Here is a 21598-nt window from a genome sequence, read left to right on the forward strand (position 1 = left end):
CTCGCCTACCCCCAGGAGATTCCATCATGAAGCGCCTTGGCTCCGCAGTGCTCGCCGCCGTCCTCTTTTCCGCGGGGGCCGCCTCCGCCCAGCCCCGCCACGAGCGTGCGCAGAACCGCCAGGAGGACCGGCAGAACAAGCAGGAGATGCGCGATGACCGCTATGACGTGCGCGAGCTGGAGGACGTGCTGCGGCGCTTCGACAGCGCCCAGGCCCGCCGCGACGAGGGCGCGATGCGCGACGTGGAGACGCGGCTGCGCGACCTGATGCGGGCCGAGCTGGCCGAGGGCCGCCAGGAGCTGGCCGCGGACCGGCGGGAGATCCGCCACGATGACCGGGGTGGGTGGGATGATCGCCGCGACCGGCGCGATGACGTCCGGGATGCCCGGACGGAGGCGGCCTCGATGTCGGCCCGCTCGGCCATTGCCCGGGAGCTGTCCTCGCTGGTGGGCAGCCGCCGGCCGGCCGACCTGCACCGCACGCGCACCCTCATCACCCAGCTCATCCAGATGGGGCGCCAGGAGATCCGCGACAACAAGCAGGAGATGCGCGAGGACAAGCGCGAGCGGCAGGAAGACCGCCGCGATTGGCGCGATGACCGCCGCCGCTACTGAAGCCCCGGTGTGAGGGGGGAAGACCCGACAGAACGCCCCCCGGGCCCGCTCCCGGGCTGACAGGCGGGCGACGCTTCCGGCCCCGGCATCGCCAGACAGGAGGGATTCTCCGCCAGGACCGGTATGGTGGAGCCCTCGCCCATGGCCCAAAAGACTTCCCTGCTCCAGATCCTCGCCAGTCCCCGCGCGTGGCTCCTCGTCGCGCTCGGCTTCGCCTCCGGGCTCCCGCTGCTGCTCGTGGGCGGCACGCTGTCGGCCTGGATGACGAACGAGGGCATCAACCTGAAGACGATTGGCGTCTTCACCCTGGTGGCCACGCCCTACACCTTCAAGTTCATCTGGGCGCCCTTCATGGACCGCTACGCGCTGCCCTTCCTCGGGCGCCGGCGCGGATGGATGCTGGTCACCCAACTGGGGCTCATGGCCGCCATCGCCGCCATGGGCATGGTGAACCCCAAGGACTCGCCCGTGGCCATGGCGAGCCTGGCGCTGCTCGTGGCGTTCCTCTCCTCCAGCCAGGACGTCGTGTCGGACGCGTGGCGCACCGACACCCTCTCCGAGGCCGAGCGCGGCTTCGGCGTGGCCACCTTCGTCATGGGCTACCGCTTCGGGATGATCGCCTCGGGGGCGGTGGCGCTCAGCCTCTCGCAGTTCATCGGCTGGCCGCGCACCTACTGGATCATGGCGGCGCTCATGCTCGTGGGCGTCATCGCCACGCTCGTCGCCGTCGAGCCCGAGGGCCAGCGCCCCCCCCGCACCCTCGCCGAGGCCGCCGTCGTCCCCTTCGTCGACTACTTCCGCCGGGACGGGGCGCTGCTCGCGCTGCTCTTCCTCTTGCTCTACAAGCTCGGCGACGCCATCGCCGGGGGCATGACCACGCCCTTCTTCCTCAAGATGGGCTTCTCCAACCTGGAGGTGGGCACCATCAGCAAGGGCGTGGGCATGGTGGCCACCATCGTCGGGGCGCTCGTGGGCGGCGTGCTGCTGGCGCGCCTGGGCCTGCGCCGCAGCCTCTTCATCTTCGGCGCCCTGCAGGCCGTCACCAACCTCACCTTCCTCGCGCTCGCGCTGGTGGGCAAGAACCACGCGGTGCTCGCGCTCGCCATCTGCTCGGACAACATCTGCGGCGGCATGGCCACCACGGCGTTCGGCGCCTTCACCATGTCGCTGTGCAACAAGCGCTTCAGCGCCACCCAGTTCGCCCTGCTCTCGGCGCTGGCCAACTTCGGCGGACGCATGCTCTCGGCCACCTCGGGCTTCCTCGCCGAGGGCATCGGCTGGGCTGGCTTCTTCGGCCTCACCGTGGTGCTCGCCCTGCCCGCGCTCGTGCTGCTCGCCTTCCTCCCCGAGGGCATCGCCCAGCCCGCCCCGGAGCAGCCCCCCGCCGCGCCCCCCGCGCCCGCCACCGCCGCCTGACGCCCCGCCTGCCCTCCCAGCGGGCACGGCCGCCTGGTTGCTGAAGGGGAGAAGCCTGCCGAGGTTAGGGGGACGGAGGCACGACCATCATGGCGAAACGCGAGACGCAGGCCCCCCCTCAACAGCCCCCCGAGGACATGTTCGGGCGCCCCATGAGCGCCAAGGACGAAGGCAAGCCCGACGCCGGGCGTGAGGCGCAAGGGGCCCACCAACTGCCCGAGAAGGAGCGCAAGGCCCGGCCCGGCATGGAGGAGGAAGAGGAGGAAGCCGAGCGGGAGCGGGCCTGCGGCGGCGTGGGCGAGCTCCCCGATGGGGATGGGGTGCGCAGTGACCAGGGGACCAATCCGCTCCCCTCGAGCTACTGGGCGGCCTATGCGGATCAGAAGCCCGAGACGGACTGAGTCCGCCTGCCCTCCGCGGGAAGTGGATTGACACACGCGCATGACGGGCCATCCTCGCCGCTCATGCGCGTTCATCATTTGAATGGCTCGACGCTGTGTCCGATGGGCCGTGGACTGCTCCTGGGCGACCCGAACGGGCGCCTGGTGTGCCACTGCCTGCTCATCGAGACGAATGCGGGGCTGGTGCTGGTGGATACGGCCCTGGGGCTGGACGACCACCTCGCCGCGCCCTCTCACAAGAGCGTGCGCCAGGGCATGGCCCCCATGGGCCCGAAGTGGGATCCCGAGCAGTCCATGGCGCGGCAGGTGGAGAAGCTCGGCTTCCGGCGCGAGGACGTGCGCCACATCGTGCTCACCCACCTGGACCTGGACCATGCCGGAGGGCTGCCGGACTTTCCCAAGGCGCGCGTGCACGTGTACGCGACGGAGCACGCGGCGGCCCAGGAAAAGCGCGCCCTCCGGGAGCGCCAGCGCTACCAGAGTGTGCAGTGGGCCCATGGTCCGGACTGGAAGCTCTACGAGACGATCCGGGGCGAACCCTGGTTCGGCTTCGAGTGCGTGCGCCAACTGGAGGGCCTGCCGCCGGAGATCCTCCTGGTGCCCCTGGTGGGCCACACGCGCGGCCACTGCGCGGTGGCGGTGGACACGGGGGAGCGGTGGCTCTTGCACGCCGGTGACGCCTATTTCTTCCACGGGGAGATGGAGCCCGAGGATCGCTGCCCGCTCGGGCTGCGCCTGATGCAGAGCGCCCTCCACATGAAGGGCCCGGAGCGGCTGCACAACCGCGAGCGGCTGCGCGAGTTGGTGCGCACCCAATCCGACCGGGTGCGGGTGTTCTGCGCCCACGACGAGAAGGAGTGGCGCGCCCTGGCCGGGTAGGCGCTACTTCTTCTTCGGCGGCGCGAAGCGCTCCAGGCTGGCCGCGAAGCTCTTGCGATTCGGGTTGAGCGAGGCGTTCATCGCCCGCTGCTCGCGCACCTGCTGGATGGGGGACTCGGGAGCGCCCTCCTGGGCCTCCTTGTCGAACTGATCCTGGCCGCTGTTCACCCGGCCCAGCGGCCGAGAGCCATAGATGCGCCGATTGGGATCCCTGCCCGCCATGGAAGACCTCCAGGTAAGGGGTTTCCGGAGAGCATAAGCCGGACTTCCCACCCCTTGCACCGCGCACCCACCTGTTTTCCCCTCGCCCGCCGTCCGGGCGGGCATCCCCTTGCCCTCGGGATGTTTCCGAGCGATCACCCGGCCATCGGATTACCCTGCATGGGTTACCCCTCCCCCATGTCTTCCTCGTCGACCGCACCGCTCGCCCCCGAGACGGCTCTGCTCCACGTCCCTCCTCCTCCCGAGGAGACGCCCCTGCGCCGCGCGGAGCTGCGCCTGCAAGAACTCCTCGCGGAGATCGACGCCCTGGACGCGGAGATCGACGCGCTCGAGGGAGAACTGCAGCGCTTCGCCCGGGCCTACGAGGACACCCTCTCCGCCGCCTCCGAGACGGTGAGCCGCTCCGAGCGGCTCCTGCGCCGGCTGCGCCACCTCCAGGACGCCACCAGCGCCCTCATCCGCCTGCTGGAGCAGCCCCCACAACCTCCCACCTCCGCGGACGCGCGGCACGCCCCCGCGCCCACCTCTCCGCGCGTGTCCACCCCTCCCCCACTCGAGGACGAGGACGAGGACACCGAGGACTTCGACGACGAGGACGAGGACGACGCCCTCCCCGAGGGTGAGCGCTCCGCCGGCTCGGACGGAGAGGCCGAGGAAGAGGCGGTGGATCTCAAGCGGCTGCGGCGGCGCCTAGCGCGGCTGCTGCACCCGGACCTCGCGCAGACGGACGAGGAGCGCGCGCGGCTGGACGGGCTCATGGCGCGCGTCAACGCGGCGTACTCGGAGGGAGATCGCACCACGCTGGAGATGATCGCCGCGCGCGTGGGAGCGGGCGAGCCCGAGGACACGCTCACCGAGGACGCGCGGCTGGCGCACCTCGAGCGGCGCATCCAGGTGCTCTCCACGGCGGCGCAGTCCCTGCGCGAGCAGCGCGAGCGCCTGCGCTCCACCGCTACCGCGCGCCTGTACGAGGAGGCCCTGCGCCGCGAGGCCGAGGGCCGGGACTACCTCGCGGAGACGCGCGCCGAGATGGAGGAGGAAGTCCAGGAGCTCGCGCGGGATGCCCGCGCCCGAATGCGTCAGCTCGAGCGCGCCGCGCGCGCCCTGACCTCCCTGAGGAACAAGCGCATGACCACGCTCATCAAGAGCGGCAAGGGCCGCAAGCTGCGCGTCTTCGATCCGGTGCTGGAGAGCCCCCTGGTCCGCCAGGGTGTGCTGCGCCTGGAGCGGCAGCGGGCCACCCCCGCCGCGAGGGAGCTCGCCCGCTGGCTGGAGGACGCCGTCACCCAGGAGCCCTGGCAAGTGGCCCTCACCCTCATGGCCTTCTTCGCCGAGTCGGCGGGCCGCGCCCCTCCGGGACTCGACACCAGCGATGCCTGGGCCGAGCGCTACGAACTCCTGCGCGAGCTCGACATGCCGGAGGCGCCCCCGTACGACGAGGCCCTCACGCGGCTGCCGCGCCACCTGGAGCCAGGGCTTCGGGTGATGAAGAAGAAGAAAGAGGTGCACTTCGGCCTGCAACTGCGCGAGTCCGAGCTGCTCGCCGCCGTGCCGCTCGCGCTCCAGCGCGCGGACGTGGCCGAGCGGGGCCGCTCGGTGCTGGCGGTGATCGGCCCGCAGGAGCAGTGCAAGCGCTGTGGCGAGGAGGTGCTCTTGCAGCACCTGATGCGCACGCGCGGGCTCGACGAGCGCCATGGCCAGCTCTGCCCGCTGTGCGCCCATCCGCAGAAGAGCTACTGGCTCTACAGCCGCACCGAGGGCCAGGAGGCCCTGCTGCCGCACGCGCTGAGGCTGGGCACGGTGGTGGAGCAGGCGGTGCGGCTGGCGCGCACGAGCGTGAGCTTCCAGATGCTGCCCGAGGAGCGCGAGGCGCTCACGGCGGCCCAGTTGCGCCAGCGCTTCGTGGACCTGTACCTGCAACCCTACGGCGTGGAGCTGGCCCCCGAGCACGTGCGGCTGGTGCAGGCGGGGCAGGTGCTCGAGGGCGAGGCGCGCGTGGACCGGGGCGCCGTCACCCTGAAGCTCGCTCCCGAGGCGGGCCAGGGCGAGGCGCAACTGTTGGAGCTGTTGCGCTCGCGCATCGAGCGGCGCTTCCGGCCCGACACGGCGCGGTAGCGCGCGCTACTGCTGCCGGCCCTCGATGGCGCACAGGAGCACGGCCGTCGCGATGCCCAGGCGGCGATCCAACCGCCCCGAGCGATCCACCCCGAAGTCGAGCGAGATGCGCTGGATGAAGGGGTTGAAGTGCTGGCGGAAGGAGAACACGGGCTCGTTGCTCACCGTGGCCGTGAAGGTCTGCGGCACGAGGTTGGAGAGGAAGCGGCGCACCAGGGCCAGCAGCATGCTGTCCTCCTGGATGAGGCCCACCTCCTGCTCCTGCGCGTCGAGGATGACCCACTCGTCGCGCAGGATGGACTTGAGCCCCTTGCGGCGCAGCGCGCCCAGCTTCTCGCCCGTCTTCGCGTCGGTGACGTCGTACGTGGCGCCGATGTCGAGGATGCTGCGCGCCTTGATGGTGAGCACCTCCTCGTTCATGTCCTCGCCGGTGAAGACGCGGATGTCCTCCTTCAACTTGAAGGCCTTGAGCTTCGAGTAGAAGAGGACCTGGCCCGCCTCATCGTAGATGTGGAAGGCGTCGCCGAAGAGCTTGAAGAACTTGCGGCGGATGACGTAGCGGCTCTGGCTGAAGCGGCCCGCGGCCAGCTCACTGCTCGGACGGGTCTGAAGCGCGGTGTTCATATGGTAATGCCCCCCTGAGGGTCCAAACACATGGAACCCCTCTATAGCGTACCTGAGCAAGGAGTCCGACCCCACCATGCCCACCCTGACACTGTTGTGCCTCACGCTATTGAGCGCCCCCCCGAACACGGGAGCAAAGCCCTCGGCGGCGCCCCCTGCCACGGCCGCGGTGAACGCGGTGCTGGACGACTGGCACCGGGCGGCGGCCCAGGCGGACGAGGCGCGCTACTTCGCCCACTTCACCCAGGACGCGGTCTACCTGGGCACGGACGCCACCGAGCGCTGGACCCGGGACGAGTTCCGCGCCTGGGCCCACCCCTACTTCGCCAAGGGCAAGGCGTGGGACTTCACGCCCTCGTCGCGGCACGTGAGCCTGTCCAAGGACGGCACGGTGGCGTGGTTCGACGAGGTGCTCGCGACGCCCAACCTGGGGCCCTCGCGCGGCTCGGGGGTGCTGGTGAAGGAGGGCGGGACGTGGAAGATCGCCCAGTACAACCTCTCCATCCCCATCCCCAACGACGTGCTCGATGACGTCAAGGCGCGCATCGAGGCGCACGAGAAGAACAAGGCGAAGCCGGGCAAGTAGCCTCGCCCCGGCCCGGCCCGCTCAGTCGTCGACGGGATCCGGGTAGACCTCTTCCTCGTCCTCCTCGTGGCGCGCGTGCTTGCCACCACGATGAGCGGGCGCGGGAGACTCGGGGGCCGAGTCGGGCGCCACCACGTACCACTGCCGGCCCTGCTGCACGCGCTTGAGCAGGCCGTCGTGCTCCATGGACGCGAGCAGCTTGGCGAAGGTGGAGAAGCCGTGGTCGCGCTCGTCGAAGTCCGGCTCCTTGCGCACGATGGCTTCCTTGATGAGGGACGGATTGACCGAGCCCGTGGCGCGCGAGAGCAACCGCTGCACCACCTCCACGGCGATCTCCGGCACCTCCGCCTTGCCCTTGGACGAGGAGGCGGGCGCGGACTCCTTGCCGTGCTTGCGGCCCTTGTCCTCCGAGCGCTTGTCCTTCTTGTCCTTGTCGTCGCGCCGCTCGTCCTTCTTCTCGTCCTTCTCCTTGTGGCGGGGACGCAGGTAGATGAACTCGTCGCAGGCCTTCACGAACAGGGGGCTGGTCGCCTCCTTCACGCCCAGCCCGATGAGGGTGCGGCCGTTCTCGCGCAGCTTGTAGGCCAGCGGGCAGAAGTCGCTGTCGCCCGAGGCGATGGCGAAGGTGTCGATGTGCTCGCGCGCGTAGCACAGCTCCAGCGCGTCGATGACCATGCGCATGTCCGCGCCGTTCTTGCCCGAGCGCGTGGAGGGGGGCACGTCGATGAGCTCGACGCCGAAGCCGTGCAGGTTGCCCTTGGCTTCCTTGAAGCGGGACCAGTCGCAGTAGGCGCGGCGGAACACCACCTTGCCGCGCTCCAGCAGGCGATCCATGGCCGGCTGCAAGTCGAAGTTGTTGGGGGAGATCCCGGTGTTGGTGACCAGGTTCTCGAAGTCGAGGAACAGCGCGATGCGGTGCTCGTTGTCCAAATACGCCTCAGCGTTGGAAGAAGGTGTTGCAGAAGCGCTCGAGTCTCACGAGCGCGTCGGGCAGGTTCGTACGGCCCAGCCCCAGCCGGAAATGATTGCCCGGGAAGTCATACACGTCTCCTGGCAGGAGCAACACGCCTTCCTGCTCCACCAGTCGCTCGCAGAACGTCGCCACGGGGACGTCACTCTTCAGTCGGGGAAACGCCACGCTGCCCGCCCGGGGGCGTACCCAGCCGAAATGTTCCGAGTGCCGGGCGAAGAAGCCCTCCACGTGCGCCAGGTTGTCCGAGACGAGCGCCCGGCTGCGCGCGAGCACCCGCTCGCGCGCCCGGAGCGCCACCAGCGCCAGCACCTCGCTCGGCGCCGAGTTGCTGATGGTGGTGTAATCCTTGTACGCCGCGCACCGGGAAAGAATTCCCGCGTCCCGGCACGCCAGCCACCCCACGCGCAGTCCCGCGAGCGCGAACGTCTTGGACATCACCCCCAGGCTCACCCCCCGCTCGGACAGCTCCACCGCCGCGGGCAGGGTGTCGCGCGCGTCGTACTCCATGAGCCGGTAGACCTCGTCGGACAGCACGTACACGCCCCGCTCCTCGGCGAGCGCGAGCAGCCTCCGCCACGTGTCCGCGTCCGGCAGCGCCCCCGTGGGGTTGTGCGGGAAGTTGACCACGAGCAGCTTCGTGTCCGGCCGCAGCGCGCGCTCCAGCTCGGCCAGATCCAGCCGCCAGCCGTCCTCCTCGCGCAGCCGCAGCAGCGTCACGTCCGCCCCCGTGGCCCGGGCCACCTCGTACAGCGACTGGTAGCCCGGCCACGTCACCACCGCGTGATCCCCCGCCCCCAGGAGCACGTTCACCAGGACGAAGATCGCCTCCTGGGCGCCCGCGAACGTCAGCACCTGCTCGGGCCGCACCCCGGGGTAGAGCCCCGCGATCTCCTCGCGCAGCGCCGGCAGCCCCGGCGTCTCGGTGTAGCCCAGCGTCAACTGCTCCCAGCGCTCGCGGGCGTCCGCGTCCGCCAGCGCGAGCAGGTCGCTCATCCTCCACCCCTCGATGTCCGAGGAGCACAGCAGGTAGGGCGCGCGGAACTCCCACTTCGCGAAGTACCGCTCCAACTTGAACTCCGGAATGCGCATACCCTCCGTGTTACCGCGCTCCGGGTTCTCGATGAACGAGAAGATGCTGCCCCCAGGAGGCATCGCGCCCGGCCCCCCAGGTGTGCGAGACTCGGGCTCCCGGCCGCTTCCCCGGCGTCCCCCACCCTCCACCCTGAGAGAGGAGCTTCATCATGGGCAACTACCGCATCCGCTCCGGCGACACCCTGAGCAGCATCGCGCAGCGCTACAACACCAGCGTTGACGCCTTGATGAAGGCCAACACGCAGATCAAGGACGCCAACGTCATCCTCGCGGATGACAAGCTCAACATCCCGGGCGCCAAGGACGAGTTCGTGGAAGGCGGGGGCACTCCGGGTGGCCTCCCTCCGCCCGGCCAGCAGTTGAACACGGCGGGTCCCGAGTCGGTCGAGGGCCCCGCGGAGATCGGCGAGATGCCCGAGGGCCAGGTGGGCGATTGGATCCGCCAGGCGACGGAGAAGCTCAAGGCGGCGGGCGTGCCCGTGGAGAAGATGAACCCCCAGGACATCGCGAAAATCATCCAGCACGAGTCCAGCGGCAACCCCAACGCCATCAACCTCTGGGATGACAACGCCAAGCGCGGCACCCCGTCCATCGGCCTGATGCAGACCATCCAGCCGACGTTCGACGCGTACAAGCTGCCCGGCCACGACAACATCCGCGACCCGGTGGACAACATCATCGCGGCGGTGCGCTACTCCATCGACCGCTATGGCTCGGTGTCCAACGTGCCCGGCCTCCAGTCCATGAACGGCGGCGGCGGCTACGTCGGCTACTGAGCCGCGGTGGGCGCCCGCCCTCCCAAGCCGGAGGGCCCCGCTCCCCGGGTTGTCACCGCGAGTTCACCGCTTCCCGGGCCCGCTCCATCGGACCATTCGCCTGGGGTGCGAGTTGGTGCTACTATATCCTCCATCGTGCTCCTTTTTGATTCACCCTTCGTTCCCCACAGAGCGCCTCCCCTCTCGAGCCCGGGGGCCAACCGCCTGCCGCTGGGGGCGGGCCTCGTCGTGGAAGACGCCCTCTGGCCGCTGCTGACGGCGCGGATCGGGGCGGGCATCACGACCCAGGCGTTCGACGCCTACCTGGACTGGCGCACCCAGTGGCTCCAGCGGTGTGAGCCCCACGTGGTCATCATCGATGCGCGCGCGGTGCCCATCCGCATCGCGCCCTTCCGCCAGCGCTACATCGACTGGCTGCGCGAGCACGAGTGTGCCCTGCGCGAGTGGATGATCGGCTCGGCGTACGTGCTCAACTCCCCGGAAGGGCACATGCTCGCGAGTCTCATCCGTCACGGGGCCTCGCTGCACACGCCCTTCGTCGTCACCCCCACGCTGCCGGACGCGGCCTCCTGGGCCGCGGGACAGTTCCAGGAGCGGGGACACGGCGAGGCCGCGCGGCGGATTCGCGCCCACTACGCCCTGCCCACGAGCTGAGCCCGGCACCCCTTCGGCACTTGCCTCGGGAGCGCACGGCGGGAAGAGTGGCCTCCCCTTCCCCCGCGCCCGGAGTTCCGCCATGTCGCCTGCCCCCACCCCCGTCATCGGCATCATCGGAGGCAGTGGCCTCTACCAGATCGACGGCCTGGAGAACGTCGTCTGGCGCGAGGTGGACACGCCCTTCGGCACGCCCTCGGACGCGCTGTGCTTCGGCACCCTCGAGGGCACGCCCGTGGTGTTCCTGCCGCGCCATGGCCGGGGGCACCGCATCGCCCCGTCGGAAATCAACTTCCGCGCCAACATCGACGCGCTCAAGCGCTCGGGGGTGACGGACGTGCTGTCGGTGTCCGCGGTGGGCAGCCTGCGCGAGGACCTGCCCCCGGGCACCTTCGTGGTGGTGGACCAGTTCATCGACCGCACCTTCGCGCGCACCAAGAGCTTCTTCGGCACCGGGTGCGTGGCGCACGTGTCCATGGCGAAGCCGGTGTGCTCGCGCCTGGGGGACGCGGTGATGAGCGGCTGCGAGGCGCTCGGCATCCCCGCGCGGCGCGGCGGCACCTACCTGGTGATGGAGGGGCCCCAGTTCTCCTCGCATGCCGAGAGCGAGCTGTACCGCTCCTGGGGCTGCAGCGTGATCGGCATGACGAACATGCCCGAGGCCAAGCTCGCCCGCGAGGCGGAGCTCTGCTACGCGAGCGTGGCCATGGTCACCGACTTCGACTGCTGGCACCCCGGCCATGACGCCGTCACCGTGGACCAGGTCATCGCGGTGATGACGGCCAACTCGGGCAAGGCGCGCTCGCTGGTGAAGAACACCGTGCCCCGGCTCGGCCAGCACACCGTGCCGTGTGCCCACGGCTGCCAGCGGGCGCTCGACCACGCCCTCATCACCGCCCCCGAGGCGCGCGACCCCGCCGTCCTCGCCCGGCTCGACGCCGTGGCCGGCCGGGTGCTCCGCCGCTGACGCTCGCGGGCCCTGTCACTCCGGGTAAAACGTAAATAAATAGATTAACCGTCCTTATCCGAAGTAGGAGGGGGAATTACCCGGCGAGCGCCGGGCATCCTCCTCGGGAAAGGGCCGGTATGCGTCTGGTTCAGAAGTGGGTGATCGGAGCCTTCGCGGTGCGGCTGCTGCTCGGCGCGACGGAGGCGCGGGCGGACAGCTACGACAACGTGTGGATGGAGAGCCATTACATCTCCCAGTGCTCGTTCACGGCGGCCAACCCCACGGTGAAGAACATCTCCACCGCGGCGCCGGGCTATGGCGCCCTGAATGACTGGCGCATCGGCAACGGCAACGCGGACGCGGTGGATCCGGGCACCTCGGCCATCGGAGCCATCGGCCTGCTGTATGGCCATCAGCGCCTGGTGGCCGCGGGGCGCAGCACGCCCGAGCTGGACAACCGGGTGAAGACGGCGCTCAGCGGCTACTTCTGGAGCTGGGCGCGCAACCCGCAGAACCACGTCACCGAGACGGTCAACGGCGTCACCCGCGTGGGCTTCATGCAGCCGCCCACGGGGCAGTTCGTCAACTACGACGTCAATGGCAACCGCACCAACTCGTTCCCCGGCGGAGCGGCCGCCACGGCCGAGGTGCTCATCGCCATGCGCAAGTACTGCCTGTACTCGCCCAACGGGGATCGGGCGAGCTACCAGTCCGAGAACTACCTCCAGGCGCACCGGATGGCGGACTACATCCAAGCGCACCTGGGCTCGTGGACCATCGACCGCGCCTACGCCGTGGCGGCCTTCCGCGCCTTCTCGCACTGGGCCACGGCAGTGGGAGACACCGCCACCGCGACCTTCTACAACAACCAGGCGAACACCATCGCCGGCTGGCTCGCCAACGCGCAGGACCCGGGAAGCTGGGGCAACTACTACTCCTACCTCGATGGGGCCGGCAAAGGCGTCTACAACGGGGGCATCGACCAGACGGGCTTCTCGCCCTACGAGTTCAGCGCGCGAGACCCGGGCGAGGCATACGCGAAGAAGCTCGCGGACTGGTGGGAGAAGGGCACGGCCTACAACGGCGTCACCTTGAGCATCGCGAGCGGGCGCTACGCGGGCGGCGTGCACCAGTGGACCCCGCAGAATGGCACCGACACCAAGGTGTACCCGGGCTCCGCGCTCCAGCTCGCCGACGCGGAGTGGAAGATCGCCCGCGCCACGGGCAACTACAATGACTTGTATGGCGCGGCGTGGCGCCACTACAACTTCGCCGTGTCGGCCCTGAACTCGGCGAGCGGCTCGGGCTGCTGGGTCAACAACACGTCCGTGGACGGCGTCCCCGGCGGGTTCGTCGACTGGGTGGACACGGCCACCGGGGCCCGGCCCGCCGCCTGGCAGCGCTTCGTGGACACGAGCGCCTATATGATCATCGCCACCGAGCAGCTCGCCTTCTCCAACCTCGTGGACTGGAGCCACTGAGCGCTCCCCTGGAGGGCCGCCCGAATTCCACCGGACGGACCCGCCTCCGGGGCATGATGAGGGGGTTTGTCCCCCCACGGGAGCGCCCCATGAAGGTCCACGGAAAAGCCATGCGCAGCATCTGGACCGAGCCGGATGGCTCGGTGGGCATCATCGACCAGACGCGCCTGCCCCATGCGTTCGTGACGCTGCGGCTCACGACGCTCGAGGAGGCGGCCCATGCCATCCGCTCCATGCAGGTGCGCGGGGCGCCGCTCATTGGAGCCACGGCGGCCTACGGGGTGTGCCTCGCGCTGCGGGTGGACACCTCGGACGGGGCACTCGAGCGGGCGTGCGCGCTCCTGCAGGCCACCCGGCCGACGGCGGTCAACCTGAAGTGGGCGCTCGATGGGATGCGCCGTGCGTTGCAACCCCTGCCGCCCTCGGAGCGGGTGGCCGCCGCCTGGGCGCACGCTGCCGCGCTGTGTGACGAGGACGTGGCCATCAACCACGCCATCGGGAAGCACGGGCTCACGCTCATCCGGGAGGCGTGGGAGCGCAAGGGCCGCCAGGGCCGGGTGAACGTGCTCACGCACTGCAACGCGGGGTGGCTGGCCACGGTGGACTGGGGCACGGCGCTCGCGCCGCTGTACCTCGCGCGGGACGAGGGCCTGCCGGTGCACGTCTGGGTGGACGAGACGCGGCCGCGCAACCAGGGCGCGAGCCTGACGGCGTGGGAGCTGGGCCAGCACGGCGTGCCCCACACCGTCATCGCCGACAACGTGGGCGGCCATCTCATGCAACACGGCGAGGTGGACCTGTGCATCGTCGGCACGGACCGCACCACGGCGCGGGGGGACGTGGCGAACAAGATTGGCACCTACCTCAAGGCGCTGGCGGCCAGGGACAACGGGGTGCCCTTCTACGTGGCGCTGCCCTCGCCGACCATCGACTGGACGCTGGAGGACGGCGTGCGCGACATCCCCATCGAGCAGCGCGATGGGCGCGAGCTGACGGACGTGAGTGGACGGCTCGCCTCGGGCGAGGTGGTGACGGTGCGGGTGACGCCCGAGGGCAGCCCAGTGGCCAACTACGGCTTCGACGTGACGCCCGCGCGGCTCGTCACGGCGCTCGTCACCGAGCGAGGCGTGTGCCCGGCCACGCGCGAGGGGCTGCTGTCGCTCTTTCCCGAGCGGCACGAGCTCGTCGGGAGAACGGGCACGTGAGCGCGCCGGACGAGCGCGCGCTGCGCGAGGAGATGATCGCCACGGGCCGCCGGATGAACGCCACGGGGCTCAACCAGGGCACCAGTGGCAATCTGAGCGCGCGGGTGGAGGGCGGCTTCCTGCTCACGCCCTCGGGGATGGACTACGACACGCTCGTGCCGGGGGACCTGGTGCGGATGCGGATGGATGGCTCGTACGAGGGGAACCGGGAGCCGTCCAGCGAGTGGCGCATCCACCGGGACATCCTCGCCACGCGGCCCGAGGTGGGGGGCGTGCTGCACGCGCATTCCATGTTCAGCACGAGCCTGGCGTGCCTGCGCCGGCCCATTCCGGCCTTCCACTACATGGTGACGCGCGCGGGGGGCGAGGACATCCGATGCGCGGACTACGCCACGTTCGGCACCGAGGAGCTGTCGCGGCACGTGCTGGTGGCGCTGGAGGGCCGGCTGGCGTGCCTGATGGCCAACCACGGCATGGTGGCGCTGGGGGCCACGCTGGCGGGGGCGTTCAAACTGGCGGTGGAGGTGGAGACGCTCGCGGCCATGTACTGGCGCGCGCTCCAGGTGGGCGAGCCCGTGCTCCTGGAGCCCGCGGAGATGCAACGGGTGCTGGAGAAGTTCAAGACATACGGCCAGCAGCCCGCGCACGGCGGTTGATCCGGGAAGCACGGGCGCTTCATCAGCGCCCGCGCCCTGGCGCCCTCGAGACCTTCCGGGAGGGGCAACGGGCAGCCGGACGGAGCCGGGCCGCCAGCGTCTCTCGTGCCCATTGCTCGTCCTCCTCGCTCTTTATGTCCACCAGATCGCCTCCACAGCCGGGGCACGCCTGGACGTTCCAGCGCTTCACGACGCGAGGACACTGGAGGCAGAGCGAGTAGGGCAGCGGGACGGAGTCGAGGGGATCGCTCGGGGTTTCGCGGTGCGCGGTCGCTCCGCGCGAGGAGCCTCCCGTGATGAGGAGCGACAGCCCTCCCAGGATGCTTCCGGCGCCGAGGATGATTCCGATCGCGGCCAGTTCGGCTTCAACATCCCGGCCGCGGTAGTGGTGGCGATCGTCCATCACCTCTCGCGCGAAAGACAGACCCCCGGCCAGGATGACGGCACCGAACAGGACCGCCACCACCCCGCCTTTGCGGCCCGCGCCGCGAACGCCTTCGATGAACTCGAGGCAAAATTCGGAGAAGTTCATGACGGCCCCGTTCTAGTCCGAAGCGCGGGCGGTCTTCCCGCTCATCGTGTGGTCGAGTTCCCGATCCCAGTCGTACAACTTCTCCAACAGGTCCGATGTGCAGGCGCCGGACATCCGCTCGAAGGACGCCGGGTCGAGCGCGGCGACACGCTGACGCACGAAGGAGGGATCCGCCAGCCGGCCCCGATGCTTCAGCCCCTTCGCGTGGGGAAGAGCCCGGGGCACTTCACGGACGAGGACTTCCTCACTGTCTTCACGGGTCGCTCGAGCCATGCGCTCCGCGGCCATTTCCAGACGGGTGCGGAGCGGGCCGTCTTCAATCGGGCACCAGGCCTGGAGGGCCCAATCGAGGGAGGCTTCCAGCAGCCCCTCCAGCGTGAGCACGGCACCGAGGCTCTTGTAGAGATAGCGTGCGGACTGGAGCGGCTCCCAGAAGCGCAGGACCGAGCACAGACGGAGCGCGGTTCGCTCCGTGCTCCTGGGGGCCTCTTGCGCAACCGCCGCGTGGAGCGCGCCCCAAGGAGTCTCCCGGCAGAAGGCCTCGTAGAGGTCGCTCACCTGGAATGCGTTCCGCCAGTCCAGGGCCTCGCACAAGCCCTCCAGCACGTTCGAGAGCAGGTACAGCCTCCAGGCGGGACGCTCCCGCTGGAGGTCGGCCACCTCGTGAACCACCACCACCTCGCCATGAGGCACCGCACTCAATTCACGAGGAGTGGGAAAGGAGCCCTCTCGCAGGTACTGCGCGGCGCACCGTTCGCCTTCCTGCCGAGCCATTCCGCTGACCGCGAGGTAGGGACCTCGAAGGAAGGAAGGCAGTTGCAGAAGGGAGGGCGACTCGAAGTTCATGGCGTGGGTGCTATCAAATCCGGTGTCCCTCGAGGAAGCGACCCAGGAGGAAGCGCACCTGGGTCCACCTCCTCACGGTCCCGAGCCGGTAGGCCTGAGAGCCGGAGCCACGGCGGGTGTACTTCGTGAAGGAAAGGGAACAACTTGTCCACCACCCTGGCCGGGAGGCCGCGCCGAGGGCCTTTCGGCTCCGGCCCCACTGGAGATGAATCCAGAGAAGGCTCCGACCGCGATGCCCCCGATGATGTCGATGGCCACACCCACCGCCCCACTGAAGCCGGCCAGACGCTCTCGCCGGTCAACCATCCCGTCGACAGCCTGAGCGACCCACCCACCGTATTGCTGCATCTCCTGCTCGGTGATGTCCACCCATTGTCCTGCCCGGTACGCCTCTTCTTGCGAGGCGAAACGCTGCTGGCCGCGGGTCCATCGGTATTGGACCACTCCCGGCACAACAGTCCGCCACTCCAGGCGCCAGATGAATTGGCCCTGAGCGAAACGAATCAGGCTCTCCCCGTGAAAGTCCCTCCCTTCAGAGAAGCTCTTCACCGAGGCCACGGCGCGGTTCAGCGCGGCCACATAGGCCATGGACTCCTGCTGCCCTTCCTGGAGTCCTTTTTCATTCCAGGGCTTGATCTCGAACACGGAGCGGATGGTGACATCGGTGATGTCTGGGCGAAGGCTGCGCTCGTGGGGAAGGAGCCGAGACGGGTCGCCGAGTCGCTCCCCTCGCAGGATACCGACGAGCGTATCCTTGTTGTAGAAGACCCGGTTGCGAGGGTGGTTCACTCCGTAGATATAGGCGATCAGCCGATGTGCGGCGTGACCGAGGAAGAACTTCCACGGCATCTCGGAGTCTGAATTCCGACCCGGTACGTTGTAACCATGCACAACGGGGCCCGTGGACACGTCCTCGGGGCAGGACTCGTTGCTCATGGCCAGAGTGGCCGGGAGGTGAGCAAGGCGCATCCGCTCACCCGGAAAGGAGACGCATCCCGTCACCAGGCTCAGCAGGAGCAACCCCGCCCAAAAACGCGCGGCTCGTGGCATGGGGAGGAGCCTGACATCTTCACTCAGAGGTACCTCTCCCCCAACGCACGGGCGTCACGTGGCCCACACTCGGAGCGGTTGCCCACTCTGGTGCAGGTGCGTCTCTTGAGCACTCACGCGCTGATGGATGGCCCCAGCCACCTTCGGTGCTGCTTCCGTACCATCTGGGCCCCTGCTCCTCGCTTCCTTCTCGCGGCGTGGCGTAGAGCGGCGCTGTCGCGAAACCTGCATTCCTCCCCTCGGGCGAATCCCGGAACCGGGTTGCTTCAGAGCACCCTGCTTGCGGAGCACTGATGGAATCTTTACTGTTGAATGAGTACGAACTGAGTAACTCCGAAGTCGGTACTCAGGCCGACAGGAGCTGCAACTCGCATCCTCCCGAGTGAAGACGAGGAAATTGGAGTCCCGCCATGCCACAGACCGAACGTCTGCAGGCTTCGTTGCCGACCATCACGATGAGGGAACTCACTCGCTTGAGCGAGGAACTCGGCGTCGACAAGAGCGCGGTGGTTCAGGAGGCCCTCAGCCTCTTCGCGAAGGCCGCCTCAGAGGCCAAGAAGGGGGCCAGACTCGCCTTCCTGCCTCCCACTCCACAGGGGACCGTGCGGGAGTTCAGCACTCCTTTGCTCACGCATATGGAACAGGCCGCGCACAGGGACCCAGCGGAAATCGTCCTGCCGGATGGGGACTTCGACAAGGTGGCGGCCAGGCTTGAGGCGCCCGCGGCGCCAACCCCCGCGCTCCGGGCGCTTGCCCGTAAACGGCGCCGCTCCCAGCCGTAGTTGGCCAACCCCGCGCGGCGGGCCTGGTTGATGCATCCCGCCCACCGTCCCAACATCGGCAAGCGCCTGCCCAACTACCCCGTCCCAGCGATCATCATCGCTCGCCTCGCGCGTGACGCTCGTGTGCGGGGCAAGGGCTACGGTGAGCGGATGTACCTGACCATGAAAGACCTCCGCGCCGCATACACCGGGAACACCTGACCGCCAGCATCAGGGTCTCCCAACAGCGGGCGTCACGTGGCCCACACTCGGGGCGGTGGTGCCCATTCTGGCGATTGTGGCCAAATCACCTCTCGCACACCTTGAGCGATCACGCCGTGGCAGATGGAATAGACCGGTTCCTCCCCAGCCCGTGAGTCCCTCATGAACCTGAAGAACCTCGCTTCGAGCTTCGCCGTGCTGTCCCTGGGCCTGACGTCCGCGTGTGTCTACACGGAGCCCGTCCCCGGAGACGTGACCTTCACCTGGACCTTCGACGGCTACAGCTGCGCCCGCGATGGCGAGGTCAGGGACGTGCACATCACCATCCCCGGCGAGTCGCTCGAGAACCGCGGCTACTACCGCTGCAACTCCAATGGCTACGACGGCGTCACGCTCTACGACTTCTACCCGGGCGACTACGACTTCCACATCGAGGCCATCGATTATTCCGGCTACGTCTCCTACGAGGCCAGCGGCCACTTCTACGTGGATGGAGACACCCACGTGCGCGTGGATCTCTACCCCACGCGCTGACGAAAACCGCACGCTCCGGGTGTCCGTTCCTTGTCAGACCCCCCCTGTATTCTTCCTCTCATGCACGACGCATCAGGGAGGCCGATCATGAACGGACGCACGGAGTCACCCCACGTCTCGGAGAGCAAGCTGGGGCGCTACCTCACGGCGGCACCCGCGCTGCGCAAGCAGCTCATCCACACCCAGAAGAATCCCCCGGATCCGCGCTACCTGCGCTACCCCGACGCCGCCCACGCCATCACCGATTTCCTCTGCCACGGCCAGGACGAGTCCATCCTGCGCCGCCACCAGCACCGGCTCGCCACCACCGTCTTCGAGTCCGAGTACGACGCGCACCGCGCCCAGTCGTGCATCGAGGCCCTCGAGCACTACCGCCAGCTGCACCCGGGCCTGGGGCTCGGCGGCCTCATCGCCACCACGGTGGGCGACACGCCGCCCCCGCTCGAGGTGGCCGGCGTGAGCATCCAGGTGCGGCCCCAGGTCGTGCTCCAGGCGGTGGACGCGCACGGCAACAACCAGGTCGGCCTGCTCAAGCTCTACTTCTCCAAGCACCACCCGCTGGACGAGCGCTCCGGGCAGTACATCGCCACGCTGCTGAGCGCCTTCGCCGAGCAGCACCTCGCGCCGCTCGGTCCGCTGGACGCCCGGCGGATGCTCGTGGTGGACGTGTTCGCCGGCCGGGCCTACTCGGCCCCCCGCGCCCGTACGCGCCGCCTGTGCGACGTGCGCCATGCCTGCGAGGAGATCGCCGCTCGCTGGGCCGTACACTAACCGACGTTCCCGCGTGCCCGGCGGTGAACCGGTTTCGCGCGCCGCCCTTGTCGCCAGGGGGGTGGGTCGTTCAGACTCCCACCCCTCACGCTATCTCCTAGAGGGGCGACGGCCTTGGTGGACGCATTGTGGGAACGACGGGCGTTGCTCGTCTCGGGCAAGGGCGGCGTGGGCAAGACGACCGTCGCGGCGGCGCTCGCGCGCGCGGCGGTGAACGCCGGCAAGCGGGTGCTGCTCGCGGAAGTCGAGCTGGGTGGCTCCGAGACGGACAGCCCCTCGCCCCTGGCGGAGCTCGTGGGCGCGCGCCCCTCCGGTGCCAACGTCACCCCCGTGTCCGAGCGCCTGTCCTTCGTGCGCCTGTCGGCCATCGAGGGCCAGCGCCTCTTCCTCCAGGACATCCTCCCCTTGAAGGTCATGGCGGACGCGGCCATGCGCATGCGCGCCCTGCGCCGCTTCCTGGAAGCCGCCCCCGCCCTGCGGGAGATGGGCGTGCTCTATCAGATGCTCCACCTCATCCGGCTCTCGCGGCCGGATGGCCAGGCGCAGCACCCGCTGTGCATCCTCGACTTGCCGGCCACGGGCCACGCGCTCGCGCTCGCGGCGCTGCCCGACACGCTCTTGTCCGTCATGCCCGGCGGCCCCATCGGGCGCTCGGTGCGCGAGGGGCTCACGCTCTTGAGGGACCCGGCCCTCACCGGCACGGTGCTCGTCACCCTGCCCGAGCCCCTGCCCGTGAGCGAGACGCTGGAGCTGGCCAGCGCCATCAAGAACCACGGCATTCCGCTCGCCGCGGGGGTGCTCAACCGCATGCCGGACAATCCCTTCTCGCCGGACGGGCGTGACGCGGTGAAGCGGCTGCTCGAGGCGCACGGGCCGCACCGGGGTCAGCGCGCGCTGGGCCGCCTGGATCGGGCGCGCGCCGCGCAGAGCCGGCTGGAGACGAACTTCCCCGCCCCGCTGCTCACCCTGCCGGACCTGCCCGCCACGGAGAGCGCCCTGGTGGAGCAGCTCGCCAAACACCTCGCCCGTCCGCCCTCGACCCCTGTCTCGCGCGAGAGCGCCGGAGCCCAGCCATGAGCCTGCAATCCCTGCTGCGTGACAAGCGCGTCCTCGTGCTGTGTGGCGCGGGCGGCGTGGGCAAGACGACGACGGCGGCGGCGCTGGGCGTGGCGGCGGCGCGCTCGGGCAGCAAGGTGCTGGTGCTCACCATCGACCCCGCGCGGCGGCTCGCCGAGGCCATGGGCCTGAAGGAGGGCGGCGCCGAGCCCACCACCATTCCCCCCGAGCGGCTGTATGCCGGGGGCACGCCGGGCACGGGCCAGCTGGACGTGTGGATGTTGGATCCACGCGTCGTCTTCGAGCGCTTCGTGCACCGGCTGTCGCCCACGCCCGAGGCGGCGCGCACCATCCTCGACAACCGGCTCTACCGCTTCCTGTCGGACCTGGTGGCGGGCATGCAGGAGTACGCCGCGGCCGAGGCGTTGGATCACTTCCTCGACGAGGGGAAGTACGACCTGGTGGTGCTGGACACGCCCCCGAGCCGCCACGCGCTGGACTTCCTGGAGGCCCCGGGACGGCTGGCGCGCTTCCTGGATGATCGCATCGTGTCGCTCTTCCTGCCGGAGGAGAAGGGGCGCGGGGGGAGGCTGTGGCGCAAGACGTCGCAGCTGCTGGGCAACGTGCTGGGGAGCATCTTCGGCGAGGGCTTCACCCAGGAGATGCGCGCCTTCCTGGGGGCCTTCAGCGGGCTGTTCGCGGGCATCCGGCTGCGCGCGGACCGGCTGCGCGAGCGGCTGTCGGCCAAGGACGCGGCCTTCCTGCTGGTGACGTCACCGGAGCAGGCCTCGCTGGACGAGGCGGCCTTCTTCCGGGACATGCTCCACGAGAAGGGGCTGCCCTTCGCGGGCTACGTGCTCAACCGGAGCTGGGCGCGCGAGGACGGACTCTTGCCGCCCGAGGGGCTGTTGCGGCACGTGGAGGACGACACCGCGCGCGGCGGAGTGGAGGCGCTCATCCGCCTGGCCGAGCAGGAGCGTGCCCGGGCCGAGGTGCACCGGGGCCTGTTGCAGCGGCTCGCGGAGAAGCTGCCCGCGGGCGCGGTGGCGGTGGCCGCCCCCGAGTCCGGGGGCGAGCTGGAGGACTTCGGGGGCCTCGTGCGCCTGGGCGACGCGCTCGCCATGGGCTAAGTAGGTCGCCAGAAGTTCCGAGACAAATTCCGGCCGCATGCACAGCTTCTGGA

At 69.6% G+C, this 21598-nt stretch carries 24 protein-coding genes; 17 read left to right on the forward strand and 7 right to left on the reverse strand.

Features of this window, described 5'->3' with window-relative positions:
• The first annotated feature begins 26 nt into the window (after positions 1-26).
• From F0U63_RS47420 to F0U63_RS47435, 4 genes are all read left to right on the forward strand, one after another.
• Positions 27-614, forward strand: a complete 588-nt coding sequence (locus F0U63_RS47420) for a hypothetical protein (protein WP_395841875.1) — start codon at positions 27-29, stop codon at positions 612-614.
• Between the two features lie 141 nt (positions 615-755).
• Entirely contained in the window at positions 756-2030 is a 1275-nt protein-coding gene (locus F0U63_RS47425) for an AmpG family muropeptide MFS transporter (protein ID WP_395841877.1), read from the forward strand.
• 89 nt (positions 2031-2119) lie between these two features.
• Positions 2120-2431 (forward strand): hypothetical protein, encoded by a 312-nt coding sequence (locus F0U63_RS47430; protein WP_395841879.1) that lies wholly within the window; start codon positions 2120-2122, stop codon positions 2429-2431.
• Between the two features lie 63 nt (positions 2432-2494).
• Positions 2495-3310: an MBL fold metallo-hydrolase gene (locus F0U63_RS47435; protein WP_395841881.1), complete on the forward strand. Its 816-nt coding sequence runs from the start codon at positions 2495-2497 to the stop codon at positions 3308-3310.
• A 3-nt stretch (positions 3311-3313) separates the two neighbouring features.
• Here F0U63_RS47435 and F0U63_RS47440 read toward each other — a convergent pair whose 3' ends face one another.
• Positions 3314-3532 carry a hypothetical protein gene (locus F0U63_RS47440; protein WP_395841883.1) on the reverse strand — a complete coding sequence of 73 codons (219 nt, stop codon included), beginning with the start codon at positions 3530-3532 and terminating at the stop codon, positions 3314-3316.
• Between the two features lie 177 nt (positions 3533-3709).
• Between F0U63_RS47440 and F0U63_RS47445 the strand changes: the two genes are divergently transcribed.
• Positions 3710-5647 carry a molecular chaperone DnaJ gene (locus F0U63_RS47445; RefSeq protein WP_395841884.1) on the forward strand — a complete coding sequence of 646 codons (1938 nt, stop codon included), beginning with the start codon at positions 3710-3712 and terminating at the stop codon, positions 5645-5647.
• A 6-nt stretch (positions 5648-5653) separates the two neighbouring features.
• Here F0U63_RS47445 and F0U63_RS47450 read toward each other — a convergent pair whose 3' ends face one another.
• A complete protein-coding gene (locus F0U63_RS47450) occupies positions 5654-6271 on the reverse strand; it encodes a hypothetical protein (protein ID WP_395841886.1) in 618 nt (205 codons plus the stop codon).
• Between the two features lie 76 nt (positions 6272-6347).
• On the opposite strand from F0U63_RS47450, the gene F0U63_RS47455 reads away from it, so the two are divergent.
• Complete coding sequence (locus F0U63_RS47455; RefSeq protein ID WP_395841888.1) at positions 6348-6857, forward strand: nuclear transport factor 2 family protein; 510 nt, start codon at positions 6348-6350, stop codon at positions 6855-6857.
• A gap of 21 nt (positions 6858-6878) precedes the next feature.
• Here F0U63_RS47455 and F0U63_RS47460 read toward each other — a convergent pair whose 3' ends face one another.
• The gene (locus F0U63_RS47460) at positions 6879-7787 is read right to left on the reverse strand and encodes an NYN domain-containing protein (protein WP_395841890.1); all 909 of its coding nucleotides are present in this window, start codon (positions 7785-7787) and stop codon (positions 6879-6881) included.
• A 7-nt stretch (positions 7788-7794) separates the two neighbouring features.
• Positions 7795-8919, reverse strand: a complete 1125-nt coding sequence (locus F0U63_RS47465; protein WP_395848535.1) for an aminotransferase class I/II-fold pyridoxal phosphate-dependent enzyme — start codon at positions 8917-8919, stop codon at positions 7795-7797.
• Positions 8920-9071: 152 nt separating this feature from the next.
• Here F0U63_RS47465 and F0U63_RS47470 point away from each other — a divergent pair, with 152 nt between their 5' ends.
• From F0U63_RS47470 to F0U63_RS47495, 6 genes are all read left to right on the forward strand, one after another.
• Positions 9072-9698 (forward strand): LysM peptidoglycan-binding domain-containing protein, encoded by a 627-nt coding sequence (locus tag F0U63_RS47470; protein WP_395841892.1) that lies wholly within the window; start codon positions 9072-9074, stop codon positions 9696-9698.
• A 228-nt stretch (positions 9699-9926) separates the two neighbouring features.
• Positions 9927-10352 (forward strand): hypothetical protein, encoded by a 426-nt coding sequence (locus F0U63_RS47475; protein ID WP_395841894.1) that lies wholly within the window; start codon positions 9927-9929, stop codon positions 10350-10352.
• 82 nt (positions 10353-10434) lie between these two features.
• On the forward strand, positions 10435-11319 hold the full coding sequence (locus F0U63_RS47480) for an S-methyl-5'-thioadenosine phosphorylase (protein WP_395841896.1): 885 nt from the start codon (positions 10435-10437) through the stop codon (positions 11317-11319).
• A gap of 119 nt (positions 11320-11438) precedes the next feature.
• Entirely contained in the window at positions 11439-12782 is a 1344-nt protein-coding gene (locus F0U63_RS47485) for a hypothetical protein (protein WP_395841898.1), read from the forward strand.
• Positions 12783-12871: 89 nt separating this feature from the next.
• Entirely contained in the window at positions 12872-13987 is a 1116-nt protein-coding gene (gene mtnA / locus F0U63_RS47490) for an S-methyl-5-thioribose-1-phosphate isomerase (RefSeq protein ID WP_395841900.1), read from the forward strand.
• A 32-nt stretch (positions 13988-14019) separates the two neighbouring features.
• Complete coding sequence (locus F0U63_RS47495) at positions 14020-14643, forward strand: class II aldolase/adducin family protein (RefSeq protein WP_395848536.1); 624 nt, start codon at positions 14020-14022, stop codon at positions 14641-14643.
• A gap of 22 nt (positions 14644-14665) precedes the next feature.
• Here the strand turns inward: F0U63_RS47495 and F0U63_RS47500 are convergent, their stop codons facing one another.
• The 3 genes from F0U63_RS47500 to F0U63_RS47510 all read right to left on the reverse strand — a co-directional run bounded on the left by F0U63_RS47500 (position 14666) and on the right by F0U63_RS47510 (position 16957).
• Positions 14666-15175 (reverse strand): hypothetical protein, encoded by a 510-nt coding sequence (locus tag F0U63_RS47500; protein ID WP_395841902.1) that lies wholly within the window; start codon positions 15173-15175, stop codon positions 14666-14668.
• 12 nt (positions 15176-15187) lie between these two features.
• Positions 15188-16021, reverse strand: coding sequence for a hypothetical protein (locus F0U63_RS47505; protein ID WP_395841904.1), 834 nt, complete (start codon positions 16019-16021; stop codon positions 15188-15190).
• 72 nt (positions 16022-16093) lie between these two features.
• Entirely contained in the window at positions 16094-16957 is an 864-nt protein-coding gene (locus F0U63_RS47510) for a hypothetical protein (protein ID WP_395841906.1), read from the reverse strand.
• A 524-nt stretch (positions 16958-17481) separates the two neighbouring features.
• On the opposite strand from F0U63_RS47510, the gene F0U63_RS47515 reads away from it, so the two are divergent.
• The 5 genes from F0U63_RS47515 (at position 17482) to F0U63_RS47535 (ending at position 21545) form a co-directional block, all read left to right on the forward strand.
• Positions 17482-17853 carry a hypothetical protein gene (locus F0U63_RS47515; protein WP_395841908.1) on the forward strand — a complete coding sequence of 124 codons (372 nt, stop codon included), beginning with the start codon at positions 17482-17484 and terminating at the stop codon, positions 17851-17853.
• Between the two features lie 363 nt (positions 17854-18216).
• Positions 18217-18588, forward strand: coding sequence for a hypothetical protein (locus F0U63_RS47520; RefSeq protein ID WP_395841910.1), 372 nt, complete (start codon positions 18217-18219; stop codon positions 18586-18588).
• Positions 18589-18675: 87 nt separating this feature from the next.
• Complete coding sequence (locus F0U63_RS47525) at positions 18676-19359, forward strand: hypothetical protein (protein ID WP_395841912.1); 684 nt, start codon at positions 18676-18678, stop codon at positions 19357-19359.
• A gap of 117 nt (positions 19360-19476) precedes the next feature.
• Positions 19477-20436, forward strand: a complete 960-nt coding sequence (locus F0U63_RS47530; RefSeq protein ID WP_395848537.1) for an ArsA-related P-loop ATPase — start codon at positions 19477-19479, stop codon at positions 20434-20436.
• Positions 20433-21545, forward strand: coding sequence for an ArsA family ATPase (locus F0U63_RS47535; protein ID WP_395841914.1), 1113 nt, complete (start codon positions 20433-20435; stop codon positions 21543-21545). The genes F0U63_RS47530 and F0U63_RS47535 overlap by 4 nt, the downstream gene beginning before the upstream one ends.
• Positions 21546-21598 lie beyond the last annotated feature (53 nt).

It is taken from the genome of Cystobacter fuscus (assembly GCF_044360685.1).
In the GTDB taxonomy this organism is placed as follows: domain Bacteria; phylum Myxococcota; class Myxococcia; order Myxococcales; family Myxococcaceae; genus Cystobacter; species Cystobacter fuscus_C.

Bases quoted from the DNA above. Each gene is read 5' to 3' on its own strand.
- F0U63_RS47525 (WP_395841912.1), top strand. From the start codon at position 18,676: ATGAACGGACGCACGGAGTCACCCCACGTCTCGGAGAGCAAGCTGGGG.
- F0U63_RS47455 (WP_395841888.1), top strand. From the start codon at position 6,348: ATGCCCACCCTGACACTGTTGTGCCTCACGCTATTGAGCGCCCCCCCG.
- F0U63_RS47500 (WP_395841902.1), bottom strand. From the start codon at position 15,175: ATGAACTTCTCCGAATTTTGCCTCGAGTTCATCGAAGGCGTTCGCGGC.
- F0U63_RS47430 (WP_395841879.1), top strand. From the start codon at position 2,120: ATGGCGAAACGCGAGACGCAGGCCCCCCCTCAACAGCCCCCCGAGGAC.
- F0U63_RS47505 (WP_395841904.1), bottom strand. From the start codon at position 16,021: ATGAACTTCGAGTCGCCCTCCCTTCTGCAACTGCCTTCCTTCCTTCGA.
- F0U63_RS47465 (WP_395848535.1), bottom strand. From the start codon at position 8,919: ATGCGCATTCCGGAGTTCAAGTTGGAGCGGTACTTCGCGAAGTGGGAG.
- F0U63_RS47440 (WP_395841883.1), bottom strand. From the start codon at position 3,532: ATGGCGGGCAGGGATCCCAATCGGCGCATCTATGGCTCTCGGCCGCTG.
- F0U63_RS47420 (WP_395841875.1), top strand. From the start codon at position 27: ATGAAGCGCCTTGGCTCCGCAGTGCTCGCCGCCGTCCTCTTTTCCGCG.
- F0U63_RS47445 (WP_395841884.1), top strand. From the start codon at position 3,710: ATGTCTTCCTCGTCGACCGCACCGCTCGCCCCCGAGACGGCTCTGCTC.
- F0U63_RS47470 (WP_395841892.1), top strand. From the start codon at position 9,072: ATGGGCAACTACCGCATCCGCTCCGGCGACACCCTGAGCAGCATCGCG.
- F0U63_RS47535 (WP_395841914.1), top strand. From the start codon at position 20,433: ATGAGCCTGCAATCCCTGCTGCGTGACAAGCGCGTCCTCGTGCTGTGT.
- F0U63_RS47510 (WP_395841906.1), bottom strand. From the start codon at position 16,957: ATGAGCAACGAGTCCTGCCCCGAGGACGTGTCCACGGGCCCCGTTGTG.
- F0U63_RS47495 (WP_395848536.1), top strand. From the start codon at position 14,020: ATGATCGCCACGGGCCGCCGGATGAACGCCACGGGGCTCAACCAGGGC.
- F0U63_RS47425 (WP_395841877.1), top strand. From the start codon at position 756: ATGGCCCAAAAGACTTCCCTGCTCCAGATCCTCGCCAGTCCCCGCGCG.
- F0U63_RS47515 (WP_395841908.1), top strand. From the start codon at position 17,482: ATGCCACAGACCGAACGTCTGCAGGCTTCGTTGCCGACCATCACGATG.
- F0U63_RS47450 (WP_395841886.1), bottom strand. From the start codon at position 6,271: ATGAACACCGCGCTTCAGACCCGTCCGAGCAGTGAGCTGGCCGCGGGC.
- F0U63_RS47480 (WP_395841896.1), top strand. From the start codon at position 10,435: ATGTCGCCTGCCCCCACCCCCGTCATCGGCATCATCGGAGGCAGTGGC.
- mtnA (WP_395841900.1), top strand. From the start codon at position 12,872: ATGAAGGTCCACGGAAAAGCCATGCGCAGCATCTGGACCGAGCCGGAT.
- F0U63_RS47520 (WP_395841910.1), top strand. From the start codon at position 18,217: ATGAACCTGAAGAACCTCGCTTCGAGCTTCGCCGTGCTGTCCCTGGGC.
- F0U63_RS47435 (WP_395841881.1), top strand. From the start codon at position 2,495: ATGCGCGTTCATCATTTGAATGGCTCGACGCTGTGTCCGATGGGCCGT.
- F0U63_RS47485 (WP_395841898.1), top strand. From the start codon at position 11,439: ATGCGTCTGGTTCAGAAGTGGGTGATCGGAGCCTTCGCGGTGCGGCTG.